Annotated in this window: 16 protein-coding genes; 13 read left to right on the top strand and 3 right to left on the bottom strand. The window is 65.7% G+C overall.

The annotated features are described in order from the left end of the window. From AC1DFU_RS26050 to cysM, 6 genes are all read left to right on the top strand, one after another. The coding region (locus tag AC1DFU_RS26050) for a UDP-glucose dehydrogenase family protein (protein ID WP_441593606.1) at nt 1-791 on the top strand (791 nt) is incomplete at its 5' end. Between the two features lie 6 nt (nt 792-797). Next, entirely contained in the window at nt 798-1,739 is a 942-nt protein-coding gene (gene rfaE1 / locus AC1DFU_RS26055) for a D-glycero-beta-D-manno-heptose-7-phosphate kinase (RefSeq protein ID WP_092302007.1), read from the top strand. A gap of 42 nt (nt 1,740-1,781) precedes the next feature. Then, the gene (gene rfaD, locus AC1DFU_RS26060) at nt 1,782-2,777 is read left to right on the top strand and encodes an ADP-glyceromanno-heptose 6-epimerase (protein ID WP_092302010.1); all 996 of its coding nucleotides are present in this window, start codon (nt 1,782-1,784) and stop codon (nt 2,775-2,777) included. 183 nt (nt 2,778-2,960) lie between these two features. Continuing rightward, a complete protein-coding gene (locus AC1DFU_RS26065) occupies nt 2,961-3,329 on the top strand; it encodes a ComEA family DNA-binding protein (RefSeq protein ID WP_092302013.1) in 369 nt (122 codons plus the stop codon). 147 nt (nt 3,330-3,476) lie between these two features. Then, entirely contained in the window at nt 3,477-4,790 is a 1,314-nt protein-coding gene (locus tag AC1DFU_RS26070; RefSeq protein WP_441593607.1) for a solute carrier family 23 protein, read from the top strand. 133 nt (nt 4,791-4,923) lie between these two features. After that, entirely contained in the window at nt 4,924-5,826 is a 903-nt protein-coding gene (cysM, locus tag AC1DFU_RS26075; protein WP_092302019.1) for a cysteine synthase CysM, read from the top strand. 60 nt (nt 5,827-5,886) lie between these two features. Here cysM and AC1DFU_RS26080 read toward each other — a convergent pair whose 3' ends face one another. The 3 genes from AC1DFU_RS26080 to mltB all read right to left on the bottom strand — a co-directional run bounded on the left by AC1DFU_RS26080 (nt 5,887) and on the right by mltB (nt 7,902). Beyond that, nucleotides 5,887-6,372: an SRPBCC family protein gene (locus tag AC1DFU_RS26080; protein ID WP_441593608.1), complete on the bottom strand. Its 486-nt coding sequence runs from the start codon at nt 6,370-6,372 to the stop codon at nt 5,887-5,889. Further along, nucleotides 6,344-6,712 carry an ArsR/SmtB family transcription factor gene (locus tag AC1DFU_RS26085; protein WP_092301898.1) on the bottom strand — a complete coding sequence of 123 codons (369 nt, stop codon included), beginning with the start codon at nt 6,710-6,712 and terminating at the stop codon, nt 6,344-6,346. Before AC1DFU_RS26085 ends, AC1DFU_RS26080 begins: the two co-directional genes overlap by 29 nt. 83 nt (nt 6,713-6,795) lie before the next feature. Continuing rightward, nucleotides 6,796-7,902 carry a lytic murein transglycosylase B gene (gene mltB / locus AC1DFU_RS26090; protein ID WP_092301901.1) on the bottom strand — a complete coding sequence of 369 codons (1,107 nt, stop codon included), beginning with the start codon at nt 7,900-7,902 and terminating at the stop codon, nt 6,796-6,798. Nucleotides 7,903-8,032: 130 nt separating this feature from the next. On the opposite strand from mltB, the gene AC1DFU_RS26095 reads away from it, so the two are divergent. The 7 genes from AC1DFU_RS26095 to AC1DFU_RS26125 all read left to right on the top strand — a co-directional run bounded on the left by AC1DFU_RS26095 (nt 8,033) and on the right by AC1DFU_RS26125 (nt 15,521). Then, nucleotides 8,033-8,956, top strand: coding sequence for a histone deacetylase family protein (locus AC1DFU_RS26095; protein WP_092301903.1), 924 nt, complete (start codon nt 8,033-8,035; stop codon nt 8,954-8,956). Between the two features lie 206 nt (nt 8,957-9,162). After that, nucleotides 9,163-10,197, top strand: coding sequence for a methionine ABC transporter ATP-binding protein (locus AC1DFU_RS26100; protein WP_092301906.1), 1,035 nt, complete (start codon nt 9,163-9,165; stop codon nt 10,195-10,197). Then, entirely contained in the window at nt 10,187-10,840 is a 654-nt protein-coding gene (locus tag AC1DFU_RS26105) for a methionine ABC transporter permease (protein WP_092301909.1), read from the top strand. Before AC1DFU_RS26100 ends, AC1DFU_RS26105 begins: the two co-directional genes overlap by 11 nt. Nucleotides 10,841-10,879: 39 nt before the next feature. Then, nucleotides 10,880-11,677: a MetQ/NlpA family ABC transporter substrate-binding protein gene (locus AC1DFU_RS26110; protein WP_092301912.1), complete on the top strand. Its 798-nt coding sequence runs from the start codon at nt 10,880-10,882 to the stop codon at nt 11,675-11,677. A gap of 235 nt (nt 11,678-11,912) precedes the next feature. Next, a complete protein-coding gene (locus AC1DFU_RS26115; protein ID WP_092301915.1) occupies nt 11,913-12,662 on the top strand; it encodes an electron transfer flavoprotein subunit beta/FixA family protein in 750 nt (249 codons plus the stop codon). A 17-nt stretch (nt 12,663-12,679) separates the two neighbouring features. Continuing rightward, nucleotides 12,680-13,615 carry an electron transfer flavoprotein subunit alpha/FixB family protein gene (locus AC1DFU_RS26120; protein ID WP_092301918.1) on the top strand — a complete coding sequence of 312 codons (936 nt, stop codon included), beginning with the start codon at nt 12,680-12,682 and terminating at the stop codon, nt 13,613-13,615. A gap of 121 nt (nt 13,616-13,736) precedes the next feature. Further along, on the top strand, nt 13,737-15,521 hold the full coding sequence (locus AC1DFU_RS26125; RefSeq protein WP_441593609.1) for an acyl-CoA dehydrogenase: 1,785 nt from the start codon (nt 13,737-13,739) through the stop codon (nt 15,519-15,521).

Raw genomic sequence — 15,521 nt, forward strand, 5'->3', positions numbered from 1 at the left:
CGTTCAACCGCAACCACGAGCGCACCTTCTATATGGATGTGCGCTCGGCCGAGTTCACCAAATACGCGGCCAATTCGATGCTGGCGACGCGTATTTCCTTCATGAACGAGCTGGCCAACCTGGCTGACGAGGTCGGTGCGGACATCGAATTGGTCCGACTCGGCATCGGCTCCGACCCGCGCATCGGCTACAGCTTCCTGTACGCCGGCGCCGGCTACGGCGGCTCGTGCTTCCCGAAGGACGTGCAGGCGCTGATGCGCACGGCCACGTCGTACGGCAAGCCGATGCGGGTGCTGGAGGCCGTGGAGGCCGTCAACGACGCCCAGAAGCAGGTCTTGGCCAACAAGGTCATCAAGCGCTTCGGCGAAGACCTGACGGGCAAGACCTTCGCAATCTGGGGTCTCGCCTTCAAGCCGAATACCGATGACATGCGGGAAGCCCCGTCGCGGGTGCTGGCGCGCGAACTGGTGTCGCGCGGCGCCGCGCTGCGCGTGCACGACCCGGTGGCGATGCCCGAAGCGCGCCGTGTGATCGAGACAGATCTTGCGGACATCGAAGGCGGCGCGGGGCGAGTACACTTCTGCGAGGCGCAGATGGATGTCCTCGAGGACGCCGACGCGCTCGTGATCGTGACCGAGTGGAAGGTCTTCCGGAGCCCGGATTTCAGTGCCATCCGCGCCAAGCTGAAGACCCCGGTCATTATCGACGGCCGCAATCTCTACGAACCCGATGCCATGGCGACAGCCGGCATCGAATACCACGCGATCGGGCGCTCTGCCTCGATGCGCTGAGACCCTATGAGCAAGAATCAGATTTCGCAGGACCAGATTCGACAATCGCAGGTGCTGGTGGTGGGCGACATGATGCTGGACCGTTACTGGTTTGGCGACGTGGAGCGCATTTCCCCGGAGGCGCCGGTGCCCGTGGTGCAGGTCAAGCGCAGTGACGAGCGCCTGGGCGGCGCCGCCAACGTGGCCCGCAATGCCGCGGCGCTGGGCGCCCGGGTAGGCATGCTCGGCGTGATCGGCGATGACGAGCCGGGCCGCACGCTCGAGGCGCTGCTGGCCGAGAGCCACGTGCAGCCCTACCTGCAACGCGATCCCACCCTCAATACGACGATCAAGCTGCGCGTGCTGGCCCATCAGCAGCAGTTGCTGCGCGTCGATTTCGAGAGCGCGCCGGCCAACGAAGTGCTGGCTTCGGTACAGGAGCGCTTCAATACTCTGGTGGCCGACTATCAGGTGCTGGTCTTGTCCGACTACGGCAAGGGCGGTCTGGCGCACGTCGGCCGCATGGTGGAGGCGGGTCGCGCGGCCGGCCGCACCGTGCTGGTGGACCCCAAGGGCGACGACTACTCGCGCTACCGGGGTGCCACGCTGATCACGCCGAACCGTGCCGAGATGCGTGCCGTGGTGGGCGCCTGGAAGACCGAGGCGGACCTGACCATCCGCGCCCAGAACCTGCGCCGCTCGCTCCAGCTTGAAGCGCTGCTGCTGACGCGCTCGGAGGAGGGCATGACGCTCTACACCGAGGCCGAGGTGCTTCATGTCTCGGCCCAGGCGCGCGAAGTCTATGATGTATCGGGGGCCGGCGATACCGTGATCGCCACGCTGGCCACGATGATCGGTGCCGGCGTGCCGCTCAAGGAAGCCGTGCAGCACGCCAACCGGGCCGGCGCCATCGTGGTCGGCAAGCTGGGTACCGCCGTTGTCACGTATCCCGAACTGTTCGGCGCCTGAGGCGCGTGTCGTAAAAGTCCGAAATTCGAGTCTGAAACTACCATGACCATCATCGTGACCGGCGCCGCCGGCTTTATCGGCAGCAACCTCGTCAAGGGCTTGAACGAGCGCGGCGAGACCAATATTGTCGCGGTCGACAACCTGACCCGCGCCGAGAAGTTCGGCAACCTCGTGGACTGCGAGATCGCCGACTACCTCGACAAGTCGGAATTCGTCCAGCGCTTTGCGCGGGGGGACTTCGGCAAGGTCCGCGCGGTGTTCCACGAGGGCGCGTGCTCCGACACCATGGAGACCGACGGCCGCTACATGATGGAGAACAACTACCGCTACACGCTGGCGCTGATGGAAGCCTGCCTGGAGCAGGGCACGCAGTTCCTCTACGCCTCGTCGGCGGCCACCTACGGGGCGTCGACGATGTTCCGCGAGGACCGCGAGTACGAGCGCCCGCTGAACGTGTACGGCTATTCGAAGTTCCTGTTCGACCAGGTGGTGCGGCGCCGGCTGCCGGCGGCCCACTCGCAGATCGTCGGCTTCCGCTACTTCAACGTGTACGGCCCGCGCGAGTACCACAAGGGCCGCATGGCCTCGGTGGCGTTCCACCACTTCAACCAGTTCCGCGCCGAGGGCTCGGTGAAGCTGTTCGGCGAGTACAACGGCTACGCGCCGGGTACGCAGAGCCGCGACTTCGTGTCCGTGGAGGACGTGGTCAAGGTCAACCTGTACTTCCTCGATCATCCGGAAAAGTCCGGCATCTTCAACCTTGGCACCGGCCGCTCGCAGCCGTTCAACGACATCGCCGCCAGCGTGGTCAACACGCTGCGCGAGATCGAGGACAAGCCGCCGCTCTCGCTGGAGGAGATGGTGCAGGAAGGGCTGGTCGAATACGTGAAATTCCCCGACGCGCTGCGCGGCAAGTACCAGTGCTTCACGCAGTCCGATGTGTCGCGCCTGCGGTCGGCGGGCTATACCGCCCCGTTCCTCACGGTGCAGGAAGGCGTCTCGCGCTACTGCAAGTGGCTGCTCGAGCGTAACGGCTGACCGTTTCGGATGTTTCCGACCGCCGATTGCAACATCCTCGTTGCAGTTGGCCACACATCCGCGCGGATGTTGTGAACGATTGTGGCCGACTACGCGTCTAGCCGTCACCCGCTCCTATCCTGACAAGGCTCCGTCGCCATCCCGGCACGGAGCCTTGAGTCCAATAAGGAAAGGAGTTTTCTGATGCGCAATCCCTTCGATGTTTCCCTGATCCAGTGCATGCGCCGGATGTTCGTGGCGCTGCTGGTGTCGCTCGCGTTCGGCGGCGCGGCCTATGCCAACGTGGACGTCAACGTGGCGGACGAAGCCGCGCTGACCGGCGTGAAGGGCATCGGGCCGGCTACCGCCAAGCGGATCCTCGATGAGCGCGAGAAGCATGGCGCCTTCAAGGATGCCGGCGACCTCGCGGACCGGGTGCCCGGCGTGGGGCCGAAGTCGGTGGCCAACCTCGAGGCCGCCGGGCTGACGTTCGGCAAGGCTGCGCCGCCCCCTCGCAAGGATCCCAAGGCAAAGGCCAGCGCGGCACCATCGACGCAGAAGGCGGCCCGCTGACGCCATGCGGCAGACCAGGCCCGGGGCGTCAACAGCCCGGGGCTGGTATGCGTTGTGCTTCCTTGTCGGCCGGCGCCGGCCCGGTCGCTTCGCGGCCAGGGCGGCGCGGAGTATCATGCGCGACGTCGATAACAGGGAGAAAACAACATGGCGAATGGCGAGGACACGGGCTTCCTACCGAAATGGCGGCTGAAGACATCGGGCGTGATCGGCCCGGACGAGCGGCTGCCCGCGGGGCAGACGATTCTGGCGGGCATCCAGCACGTAGTGGCGATGTTCGGCTCCACGGCCATCGCGCCGATCCTGATGGGCTTCAATCCGAATATCGCCATCCTGTTCTCGGGCATCGGCACGCTGATTTTCTTCCTGTTCGTACGCGGGCGCGTGCCGAGCTATCTGGGATCGAGCTTCGCGTTCATCGCCGTGGTCATCGCGGCCACCGGCTATGCCGGCAGCGGGCCGAACCTGAATATCCCGGTGGCGCTCGGCGGCATCATCGCGGCGGGGGCGGTCTACACATTGATCGGCCTGATCGTGCAGGCGGTCGGCTACGCCTGGGTGGAGAAGCTGATGCCGCCGGTGGTGACCGGCGCCATCGTTGCAGCGATTGGCCTGAACCTGGCGCCGGTGGCCGTCAAGGCCGTCAGCGCCGCGCCGCTCGATACCTGGATCGGACTGCTGACCGTGCTGGCCGTGGGTCTGATCGCCGTGCGCGCGCCGGGCATGGTGGGGCGCCTGCCGGTGCTGCTGGGCGGGCTGGCTGGCTACCTCGCGTATTACATCGCCACCAATGTGATGGGCATGGGCAAGGCCATCGACTTCTCGGGCGTGATTGCGGCCGGCTGGTTCGGCCTGCCCGCGTTCACGGCGCCGGTGTTCGAGCCGAGCGCGATGCTGCTGATCGCCCCGGTGGCGATCGTGCTTGTGGCGGAGAACCTCGGCCACATCAAGGCCATCGGCGTGATGACGGGCCGCAACCTGGACCCGTATATCGGTCGCGCGTTCATCGGCGATGGCGTGGCCACGATGCTGTCCGCCTCGGGCGGCGGCACGGGCGTGACCACGTACGCGGAGAACATGGGTGTGATGGCGGTGACGCGCATCTACTCGACGCTGATCTTCGTGGTAGCGGCGGCGGTGGCCATTCTGCTCGGCTTCTCGCCGAAGTTCGGCGCGCTGATCCTGACGATTCCGGGCCCGGTCATCGGCGGCCTGACCATCGTCGTGTTCGGCCTGATCTCGGCCACGGCCGGGCGGATCTGGGTGCAGAACGGCGTGGATTTCTCCAGCTCGCGCAACCTGATCACGGTGGGGGCCACGCTGACCGTGGCCGCTGGCGACCTGACGCTGAAGCTCGGTGGCATGACGCTCGGTGGCATCGGCACGGCCACGTTCGGCGCCATCCTGCTGTATCACCTGCTGGGCAAGGGCCGCGACGAAGAAACCGCGCTGCCGCACTGATTCGGCGGCATGGCGGGGCCGGCTGGGGTGGGGGAATGCCCGCCCTGCCGGTGCGGGTAAGGTGGGTGCATTACAATGACCCGCGACAACAAAGACATTGGCGACACCCCCTCCCGCGACATTCCCCTGCACCATGGCCTACAAGACGATCGAAGACACCATCGGCAATACGCCGCTGGTCAGACTCCAGCGCATCCCCGGCGCCGCCATCGAGGCGCGCGGCAATGTGATTCTCGGCAAGCTCGAAGGCAATAACCCGGCCGGTTCCGTCAAGGACCGTCCCGCGCTGTCGATGATCCGTGGTGCCGAGGCGCGCGGCCGCATCAAGCCGGGCGACACGCTGATCGAGGCGACCTCGGGCAATACCGGCATCGCGCTGGCCATGGCTGCGGCCATCCGCGGCTACCGCATGGTGTTGATCATGCCGGAGGACCTGAGCCTCGAGCGCCGGCAGAGCATGTCGGCCTATGGCGCGGAGATCATCCTCACGCCGGTCAAGGGCGGCATGGAGTACGCGCGTGACCTCGCCGAAGCCATGGAGCGCGAAGGCAAGGGTGTGATCCTCGACCAGTTCGCCAATCCGGACAATCCGCTGGCGCACTACGAGACCACGGGCCCGGAACTCTGGGCGGAAACCGAGGGCCGTATCACGCACTTTGTGTCCGCCATGGGCACCACGGGCACGATTACCGGCGTCTCGCGCTTCCTCAAGGAAAAGAACCCGGCGATTCAGATCGTCGGCGCGCAGCCGGCCGAAGGCTCGCGCATCCCCGGCATCCGCAAGTGGCCGGAAGCCTATCTGCCGAAGATCTACGATCCGAAGTACGTAGACCGCCAGGAGCCGGTGTCGCAGGCCGACGCCGAGCACATGGCCCGCCGCATGGCGCGCGAGGAAGGCATCTTCTGCGGCATTTCCGCCGCCGGCGCGCTGTGCGTGGCGCTGCGCGTGGCCGAGGAAGTGGAAAACGCGACGATCGTGTTCGTGGTCTGCGACCGTGGTGACCGCTACCTGTCGACCGGCGTATTCCCGGCCTGATCGGTCCCGCGTTTCTCGTACGAGTAAAGGCCCCGCGCGTTTGCCGGGGCCTTTTTCTATCTAGCGCAAGTTCAGCGCGAAGTCGTCGAGCTGGGTGATGCAGGTGTTCCAGCCGTCGAAGAAGCCCAGCTTCTCGTGCTGGTCCCGCGTTTCGTCATCGGGGTGCATCACCGTGGCGGTGTAGCGGCTGCCCGTGCCTTCGTCGGCCATGGTGATGATGGCCGTGAAGCCGAGCCACGGCTTGGCCGGACGCCAGCCGCCCGTCAGCATCGACGTCATGACAAGGCGCGATTGCGGCACCACTTCGAGAAAGCTGCCAGGGTTGTCGCTCACGCCACCGTCGGGGCCGCGCATGATGGTATGGAAGGCGCCGCCGGGCTGGAGGTCGAAGGCCAGCACCTCGGTCGTCCAGGGCTTGGGGCACCACCATTCCTTGAGCAATGCCGGATCCGACCAGGCGCGCCACAGTGCCGAGCGCGGCGCGCGCAGCACGCGGGAGATGACGAGGTCGCGGGATTCAGCGTTGTCGGCTGGGCTGTTTGACATGGGCTTGCTCCTCCTGATGTAGACGTTCGACGAATTGGGCCATGCGATCGGACCTGGCCTCCCAGACGGCGCGCTGCTCGGCGATCCACTGCTCAGCCTGCGAGAGCCGCTCCGGCAACAACTCACACGTGCGGGTGCGCCCGAGCTTGTGCGTGCGGATCAGGCCGCTACGCTCGAGCACGGTCAGGTGCTTCATGAACGACGGCAGCGCCATGTCGAATGGCGCCGCCAGCGTGGACACCGACTGCGCGCCGCCGCCCAGTGCGCTGACAATCGCACAGCGGGTGGGGTCGGCGAGCGCGTGAAATACCTCGCTGACTGTCGCTTGATAGTTAGCCATATGGGTAACTATAGGCCAAAAGAAAATCCCCGGCAAGACAGAGCCTGGACGGGGATTTGGGGTCGGCGAATGGGGGGTGGCGATCAGCCCATCGCCGCTTTGACTGCCTCGCCGAGTTGGTACACCGCCAGCGCGTAGAAAAAGCTGCGGTTGTAGCGCGTGAGCACGTAGAAATTGCGCAGGCCGATCAGGTACTCGGTGGGCTGGTCCGGCGTGGGCAAGTCCACCACCAGCACGCCGGTCTCGCCTTCGCGCTGGAGGTCGATCGGCTCGTCCACGCGCAACCCGGCGCGGGTGAGCTGGTTCAGCGTGCGCGTGGGCCACGGCTCGCCGTCTGCCGCAGCCACGGCAATGCCCCGGCTGCCTTCGTCGCCGGCAATGCGCCAGATCACGGGCCGGCCCTGTTCCCAGCCGTGCAGCTGCAGGAAGCGGCCCACGCTACCAATGGCATCGACGGCGCTGTTGCGCAGGTCGACGTGCCCGTCCTTGTCATAGTCGATCGCGTACTCGCGCAGGCTGGTCGGCATGAACTGCGGAATGCCCACCGCGCCCGCGTACGAGCCGAGTACCGAATAGACATCGGTGCGGGTCTCGCGGCACCAGAGCAGGTAGTCCGCCAACTGCTCGCGGAACAGCCGGGTGCGTGCGTCGCGGTTCGGGGTGTCCGGATAGTCGAAGGCCAGCGTGGAGAGCGAATCCAGCACGCGGAACGTGCCCATATCGCGCCCGTAGATGGTTTCCACGCCGATGATGCCGACGATGACTGACGCCGGCACGCCGAATTCGGCCTCGGCGCGGCGCAGCGTGTCGCGGTTTTCCTGCCAGAAGCGCACGCCGGCGTTGATGCGGATCGGCTCGATAAAGCGCGAGCGGTACGTCCGCCAGCTCTTCCGGCCCGGCGTGCTCGGTGGCATGATCAGCCGCGACACCGTGGCCGAATACACGGCCTGACTGAAATACGTGTCCAGCTCCGCGCGCGGGAAGCCGTGGCGGGCCACCATGTCGTCGATGAACGCACGGGTTTGCGGATGATTTCGATAGCGGCCCGGTTCGATTTCTTCTTCCCGGACGGCCACGCGACGCTTGCCGGCAGCCATCAGTCGAGGAGAAACGCCGCACAGGCCCAATGCGGCAGCGGTGAGTGCGGCGCCCAGCAGCGGGCGGCGCATGGAGCGCTGTTTGTCGGTCATGTTGTCCTTTGCAAGTCGCACCGAGTATAGCGGATGCCTCCCGGCGCCAGCGACCCCGCCGGCCCACGGATGATGTGGCACGTCATGTGCTAACGTATCGATTGGAGACAAACTTGACCCGGAAACGACAATGCCAACGGGCTATTACACACATCCCGCATTCCAGCTGCACGAGATGGGACATTTCCATCCGGAATGCCCGGAACGGCTGCAGGCGATCGAGGATCACCTGATCTCGCACGGGCTGGACGGGCTGCTGGACCGCCGCGACGCGCCGGCCGCCACCGAGGAGCAGATCGAGCGCGTGCACCGGCCCGACTACGTCTCCCAGCTGGCGTCCGTGAGCCCCGCGAGCGGCTACCACGCGATCGATCCCGATACCACGATGAACCGCCACACGCTGACCGCCGCCACGCACGCGGCCGGCGCCGCCGTGGCCGCCACCGACGCCGTGATGGCCGGCGAACTGGAAAACGCGTTTTGCTGCGTGCGCCCGCCGGGCCACCACGCCGAGCCGGACCGCGCCATGGGCTTCTGCTTCTATAACAACGTGGCGATTGCCGCCCGTCACGCGCTGGTCGCGCATGGTCTGGAGCGCGTGGCCGTGATCGATTTCGATGTCCACCACGGCAACGGCACCGAGGCGGCATTCCGCAACGACCCCCAGGTGCTGATGTGCAGCTTCTTCCAGCACCCGTTCTATCCGTATAGCGGCACGGAGCACATTGCGCCGAACATGTCGAATATCCCGCTGCCCGCCTATACCAACGGCATGGCCGTGCGCGAGGTGGTGGAGACGATCTGGCTGCCACGCCTGAACGAGTTCCGGCCCCAGATGCTGTTCATCTCGGCCGGTTTCGATGCCCACCGTGAGGACGACCTCGGCCAGATGGGCCTGGTCGAGCAGGACTACGCCTGGATGACCGAACGGCTGATGGAAGTAGCGCGCGTGCACGCCAAGGGCCGCATCGTGAGCTGCCTGGAGGGGGGCTACAACCTCAGCGCGCTGGGGCGGAGCGTGCTCGCGCACCTGAAGGTGATGATGGAAGGGTGAATACGAACAAAGATCATCGATCCAAGTGACCCGTAATTCGCAAAAATGCGATTGACGGTGCTTCTATATGCTCCCAGCGCATAAGACGATCGAAAAAATCTCGTTTGAGGTATGAAGCGGATCGCATAAAATGCGAGCTTCAGAAAAATAATGCGCGGCAACAACGCTGGAGACCCCACGCTGTTGCCGTTTTCTTTTCTCTTTCCATGATCGAACTGCAAGGACTCTCGCAGCGATTCCCCGGCGGGTCGGGGGAAGTGCATGCGCTGCGCGATGTCAGCCTCTCCATCGCGCCCGGTGAAGTCTTCGGCATCATCGGCCGAAGCGGGGCCGGCAAGAGCACGCTGGTGCGTGCCATCAATCTGCTGAACCGGCCCAGCGCCGGCCGGGTGATCGTCGACGGCCACGATTTGACTGCGATGGATGCCAGCCGCCTGCGCGCGGCGCGCCGCGAAATCGGCATGATCTTCCAGCATTTCAACCTGCTGTCGTCGCGCACGGTCTATGACAACGTGGCGCTGCCGCTGGAGCTGGCCGGCAAGACCAAGGCCGAGATTGCCGCGACGGTGCTGCCGCTGCTGGACCTCGTGGGTCTGTCGGCGCTGCGCGACCGCCATCCCGCGCAGATCAGCGGCGGCCAGAAGCAGCGCGTGGGCATTGCGCGCGCGCTGGCGAGCAAGCCGAAGGTGCTGCTGTCCGACGAAGCCACCTCCGCGCTGGATCCCGAGACCACGCGCTCAATCCTCGACCTGCTCAAACAGATCAATCGCGAGCTGGGCCTGACCATCGTCATGATCACGCACCAGATGGAGGTCATCAAGCAGGTCTGCGACCGCGTGGCCGTGCTCGAGGCCGGTCAGGTGGTGGAAAGCGGCCGTGTGATCGACGTCTTCCTGCGCCCGCAGCACGAGGTCACGCGCGCGATGATCGGCGACGTGATTGCCCAGGAACTGCCGGCCAGCGTGCTCAAGCGCGTGGAAAGCCGGCTCGGCAACGGCCGCGACCACGTCTACCGGCTGGCCTTCACGGGCGAGAACGTCGACCAGCCGGTGCTGGCCCAGGCGATCCGCCAGCACGGACTGGACTTCAACATCCTGCACGGCCATATCGACGAGATCCAGGGGCAGGCGTTCGGCTCGCTGGCGATCATGGCCACGGGCGAGCCGGCCGCGGTGCGCGCGGCGATGGAGTATTTGCAGACGCAGGGCGTCGTGGTGGAGGAGATCGAACATGTGGTCTGAAATGTTTGACCTGTTCCTGGCGTCGTTCGGCGAGACACTGTTGATGGTGTCGATCTCGGGCGTGGTGGGCGCGCTGTTCGGCGTGCCGCTGGGCGTGCTGCTGCACCTGACCAACCGGGGCGGCGTGCTGTCGCATCCGCTGTTCAACCGCTCCATCGGCGTGGTCGTGAACGCGGTGCGGTCGATCCCGTTCATCATCCTGCTGGTGGTGGTGATCCCGTTCACGCGCTTTATCGTCGGTTCGTCGATCGGCACGACGGCGGCTGTGGTGCCGCTGACGATCGCGGCGGTGCCGTTCATCGCCCGGCTGGTCGAGGCGGCGCTGCGCGAGGTGGACAAGGGCCTCGTGGAAGCCGCGCAATCGATGGGTGCCACCACGCGCCAGATCGTCTGGAAGGTGCTGCTGCCCGAGGCGATGCCCGGCATCGTGGCCGGCCTGACCATCACCTTCGTGAGCCTGGTCGGCTATTCGGCCATGGCCGGCGCCATCGGCGGCGGCGGGCTGGGCGACCTGGGCATCCGCTACGGCTACCAGCGCTATATCACCGAGGTCATGGTCGCCGTGGTGGTGATCCTGATCGTCTTCGTACAGGCCGTGCAGAGCTTTGGCGACTGGCTCGTGCGCCGCATCAGCCATCGCTGATGGGTTTCAATTCGCAGGGAAACTAGGGGTAAATCAAAAATGCAACGTCGTAATTTGCTGAAGACTGCCGCAGCGGTGGCGCTGGGCCTGGCCGTTTCCACGGGCGCGCTGGCGCAGGAAAAGCCGATCAAGGTTGGCGTGACGGGCGGCCCGCACGCGCAGATCATGGAGCAGGTGAAGAAGGTGGCGGCCAAGGACGGCCTGAACATCCAGGTGGTGGAGTTCAGCGACTACATCCAGCCGAACGCCGCGCTGGCCGCTGGCGACCTCGACGCCAACAGCTACCAGCATCTGCCGTACCTGGAAGCCCAGATCAAGGATCGCGGCTACAAGTTCACGCACGTGGGCTTCACGGTCACGTTCCCGATGGGTGTGTACTCGAAGAAGGTGAAGTCGCTGGACCAGATCAAGCAGGGCGCCCGCGTGGGCGTGCCGAACGATCCGACCAACGGCGGTCGCGGCCTGTTGCTGCTGCAGGCCAAGGGCCTGATCAAGCTGCGTCCGGACGCCGGTCTGAAGGCCACGCCGCTGGACATCGTGGAAAATCCGAAGAAGATCAAGATCGTCGAACTCGACGCCGCCCAGCTGCCGCGCTCGCTCGACGACCTGGACGCCGCCGCGATCAACGGCAACTATGCCGAGTCCGCCGGCCTGTCCCCCACGCGTGATGCAATCGCCACAGAAGGCCCGAAGGGTCCGTACGCGAACCTGATCGCCATCCGCGCGGCGGACAAGGACAAGCCGTGGGTGGCCAAGCTGGTGAAGGCCTACCACTCGGCCGAGGTGAAGCAGTACATCGCCAACACCTACAAGGAGTCGGTGATCACCGCCTGGTAATCATCAATCGGGCGCCGGTCCGGGACGATTTTCGAGGAAATCGTCCAAACCCTGTGCACGCGGGGCATCCTGCGGCACAATGGGCGCAGATTTCTTCAGTTGCCGGGCTAGCCCCGGCAATTCTTTGTCTATAAAATAGTACGATCGTTCGAAAAACTAAAGCTGCGCCACCCCGGTGGTTATAATGGCGAGCGATTCAAATCTTTGGACTATCAGCTATCAGTGGAGTGAGCGCATGAAAGTACTCGTCGCAGTCAAGCGGGTGGTGGACTACAACGTCAAGGTCCGCGTGAAGTCGGATGGCTCGGGCGTCGACCTGGCCAACGTCAAAATGAGCATGAACCCGTTCGACGAAATCGCCGTGGAAGAGGCCGTGCGCCTGAAAGAAGCTGGCGTCGTCACCGAAGTGATCGCCGTGTCGTGCGGCGTCACGCAATGCCAGGAGACCCTGCGCACCGCGATGGCCATCGGCGCCGATCGCGGCATCCTGGTGGAATCGAACGAAGACCTGCAGCCGCTGGCCGTGGCCAAGCTGATCAAGGCACTGATCGACAAGGAACAGCCGCAACTGGTGATCCTGGGCAAGCAGGCCATCGACGATGACTCGAACCAGACCGGCCAGATGGTGGCCGCGCTGGCCGGCCTGCCGCAAGCCACGTTCGCCTCGAAGGTGGTGGTGGCGGATGGCAAGGCATCGGTGACCCGTGAAGTGGATGGCGGTCTGGAAACGCTGTCGGTCAAGCTGCCGGCCGTGGTGACCACGGACCTGCGCCTGAACGAGCCGCGCTACGTGACGCTGCCGAACATCATGAAGGCCAAGAAGAAGCCGCTGGAAACCGTGAAGCCCGAAGACCTCGGTGTGGATGTGGCCCCGCGTCTGTCGACCGTGAAGGTCGTGGAGCCGGCCAAGCGCAGCGCAGGCGTGATGGTGCCCGATGTGGCCACGCTGGTGCAAAAGCTGAAGTCTGAAGCCAAGGTTATCTGAGCGCGGGGAGAGAAAACATGACTGCACTCGTCATTGCTGAACACGACAATCAATCGATCAAGGCCGCCACGCTGAACACCGTGACGGCTGCCGCCCAGTGCGGTGGCGACGTCCACGTGCTGGTAGCCGGCGCCAATGCCAAGGCTGCCGCCGATGCCGCTGCCAAGATCGCCGGTGTGACCAAGGTCCTGCTGGCCGATGCCGCCTATTTCGGCGACGGCCTGGCCGAGAACGTGGCCGAGCAGGCCCTGGCCATCGCCAACGACTACAGCCATATCCTGGCGCCGGCAACGCCCTACGGCAAGAACATCCTGCCGCGCGTGGCCGCCCGCCTGGACGTGGCCCAGATCTCGGAAATCTCCAAGGTCGACGCACCGGATACCTTCGAGCGCCCGATCTACGCTGGTAACGCCATTGCCACCGTGAAGTCGGCCGACAAGATCAAGGTCATCACGGTGCGCGGCACGGCGTTCGACGCGGCTGCCGCCGAAGGTGGCTCGGCTGCTGTCGAGACCCTGCCGGCCGTGGCCGACCTGGGCATCTCGCAATTCGTCTCGCGCGAAGTGGCCAAGAGCGACCGTCCGGAACTGACCGCTGCCAAGATCATCGTTTCCGGTGGCCGTGGCGTGGGTTCGGGCGAGAACTACACCAAGGTGCTGACGCCGCTGGCCGACAAGCTGGGCGCCGCGCTGGGCGCCTCGCGCGCGGCCGTGGATGCCGGCTTCGTGCCGAACGACTATCAGGTCGGCCAGACCGGCAAGATCGTCGCGCCGCAGCTGTACATCGCGGTCGGTATTTCGGGCGCGATCCAGCATTTGGCCGGCATGAAGGACTCCAAGGTGATCGTCGCGATCAACAAGGACGCCGAAGCCCCGATCTTCTCGGTGGCGGACTACGGCCTGGTGGGCGACCTGAACACCGTGGTGCCTGAGCTGGTGGCAGCACTGGGCTGAGGTCTGGCCCCGCGCCGGCCCCCGTACTGTCTGGTACGGGCGCCGGCGCCACAACAAGAAGAATGAAGCCGTTCCGGGAGCGTCCCGCGAGCGGCTTTTTTACAAGATCCAGGAGACTTCGATGACCTATCGCGCACCGCTCAAGGACATGCTGTTCGTCATGAACGAACTGGCGGACCTGAACGCCGTCAGCCAGATGCCGGGCTATGAGGAAGCCACCCCGGACACGGCGCAGGCCGTGCTTGAGGAAGCGGCCCGGTTCAACGAGGAAGTGGTGGCCCCGCTGAACCGTGCGGGCGATCTCGACCCCAGCAGCTGGAAGGACGGCGTGGTCACCACCACGCCCGGGTTCCGCGACGCGTTCCGCCAGTTCGGCGAGGGCGGCTGGCAGGGCGTGCTGCATCCGAGCGATTTTGGCGGCCAGGGCTTGCCCAAGCTCGTCGGCACGCCGTGCATCGAGATGCTGAACAGCGCCAACCTGTCGTTCGCGCTGTGCCCGCTGCTGACCGATGGCGCCATCGAAGCCCTGCTGACTGCTGGCACCGACGAACAGAAGACGGTCATCCTGCCCAAGCTGATTGCGGGCGAATGGACCGGCACGATGAACCTGACCGAGCCGCAGGCCGGCTCGGACCTGGCCGCCGTGCGCACGCGCGCCGAGCCGCAGGGCGACGGCACGTTCAAGCTGTTCGGCACCAAGATTTTCATCACGTACGGCGAGCACGACATGGCGAAGAACATCGTCCATCTGGTGCTGGCCCGCACGCCGACCGCGCCCGAGGGCGTCAAGGGCATCTCGCTGTTCGTCGTGCCGAAGTTCCTGGTCAACCCGGACGGCACGACCGGTGCGCGCAACGACGTGCACTGCGTGTCGATCGAGCACAAGCTCGGCATCAAGGCCAGCCCGACGGCGGTGCTCCAGTTCGGCGATCACGGCGGCGCCGTCGGCACGCTGGTGGGCGAGGAGAATCGCGGCCTCGAATACATGTTCATCATGATGAATGCGGCGCGCTTCGCGGTGGGCATGCAGGGCATCGCGGTGTCCGAGCGCGCCTACCAGCACGCCGTGGCCTATGCGCGGGAGCGCGTGCAGAGCCGGCCGGTCGATGGCTCGGCGCGCGAGGCCGTGACGATCATCCATCACCCCGACGTCAAGCGCATGCTGATGACGATGCGCGCACTGATCGAAGGCGCACGTGCCGTGGCCTACGTGGCCGCCGCGGCCAGCGATGCCGCCCACCAGCATCCGGACGAGGCGACGCGCCGCGAAAACCAGGCGTTCTACGAGTTCATGGTGCCCGTGATCAAGGGCTGGAGCACCGAGCTGTCGATCGACGTGACCAGCCTCGGCGTGCAGGTGCACGGCGGCATGGGCTTCATCGAGGAAACCGGCGCGGCCCAGTACTACCGCGACGCGCGGATCCTGCCGATCTACGAGGGCACCACGGCCATCCAGGCCAATGACCTCGTCGGCCGCAAGACCGTGCGCGATGGCGGTGCCGTGGCGCGCGCGATCTGCGCGAAGATCGCCGAGACCGAGGCCGCGCTCGGCCAGCACAGCTGCGCCTCGTTCCAGGCGGTGCAGGGCCAGTTGAAGCGGGGTCGCGAGGCGCTCGAGGCCGTGGTGCGCTTCGTCGTGGAGAACGCCAAGGGCGATCCGAACGCGGTGTTCGCGGGCAGCGTGCCGTACCTGAAGCTGTGCGGCATCGTGTTCTCGGGCTGGCAACTGGGCCGCGCGATGCTGGCGGCGGATGCCAAGCGTAGCGAAGACCCGGCGTTCTACGAGGCCAAGATCGCCACGGCGCATTTCTTCGGCGAGCACATCCTGTCGCAGGCGTCGTCGCTGCGCGACGCCATCGTGGCCGGCGCCGAGCCGGTCAAGGCGATGTCGGTGGACCAGTTCTGA

The organism is Cupriavidus sp. 10L45 (genome assembly GCF_056395225.1).

What these genes read in the sequence shown, in the direction of transcription:
- AC1DFU_RS26095 (WP_092301903.1), top strand. Translation starts at nt 8,033, where the DNA reads ATGCCAACGGGCTATTACACACATCCCGCATTCCAGCTGCACGAGATG.
- mltB (WP_092301901.1), bottom strand. Translation starts at nt 7,902, where the DNA reads ATGACCGACAAACAGCGCTCCATGCGCCGCCCGCTGCTGGGCGCCGCA.
- AC1DFU_RS26100 (WP_092301906.1), top strand. Translation starts at nt 9,163, where the DNA reads ATGATCGAACTGCAAGGACTCTCGCAGCGATTCCCCGGCGGGTCGGGG.
- AC1DFU_RS26115 (WP_092301915.1), top strand. Translation starts at nt 11,913, where the DNA reads ATGAAAGTACTCGTCGCAGTCAAGCGGGTGGTGGACTACAACGTCAAG.
- rfaE1 (WP_092302007.1), top strand. Translation starts at nt 798, where the DNA reads ATGAGCAAGAATCAGATTTCGCAGGACCAGATTCGACAATCGCAGGTG.
- cysM (WP_092302019.1), top strand. Translation starts at nt 4,924, where the DNA reads ATGGCCTACAAGACGATCGAAGACACCATCGGCAATACGCCGCTGGTC.
- AC1DFU_RS26080 (WP_441593608.1), bottom strand. Translation starts at nt 6,372, where the DNA reads ATGTCAAACAGCCCAGCCGACAACGCTGAATCCCGCGACCTCGTCATC.
- AC1DFU_RS26085 (WP_092301898.1), bottom strand. Translation starts at nt 6,712, where the DNA reads ATGGCTAACTATCAAGCGACAGTCAGCGAGGTATTTCACGCGCTCGCC.
- AC1DFU_RS26120 (WP_092301918.1), top strand. Translation starts at nt 12,680, where the DNA reads ATGACTGCACTCGTCATTGCTGAACACGACAATCAATCGATCAAGGCC.
- rfaD (WP_092302010.1), top strand. Translation starts at nt 1,782, where the DNA reads ATGACCATCATCGTGACCGGCGCCGCCGGCTTTATCGGCAGCAACCTC.
- AC1DFU_RS26125 (WP_441593609.1), top strand. Translation starts at nt 13,737, where the DNA reads ATGACCTATCGCGCACCGCTCAAGGACATGCTGTTCGTCATGAACGAA.
- AC1DFU_RS26110 (WP_092301912.1), top strand. Translation starts at nt 10,880, where the DNA reads ATGCAACGTCGTAATTTGCTGAAGACTGCCGCAGCGGTGGCGCTGGGC.
- AC1DFU_RS26070 (WP_441593607.1), top strand. Translation starts at nt 3,477, where the DNA reads ATGGCGAATGGCGAGGACACGGGCTTCCTACCGAAATGGCGGCTGAAG.
- AC1DFU_RS26065 (WP_092302013.1), top strand. Translation starts at nt 2,961, where the DNA reads ATGCGCAATCCCTTCGATGTTTCCCTGATCCAGTGCATGCGCCGGATG.
- AC1DFU_RS26105 (WP_092301909.1), top strand. Translation starts at nt 10,187, where the DNA reads ATGTGGTCTGAAATGTTTGACCTGTTCCTGGCGTCGTTCGGCGAGACA.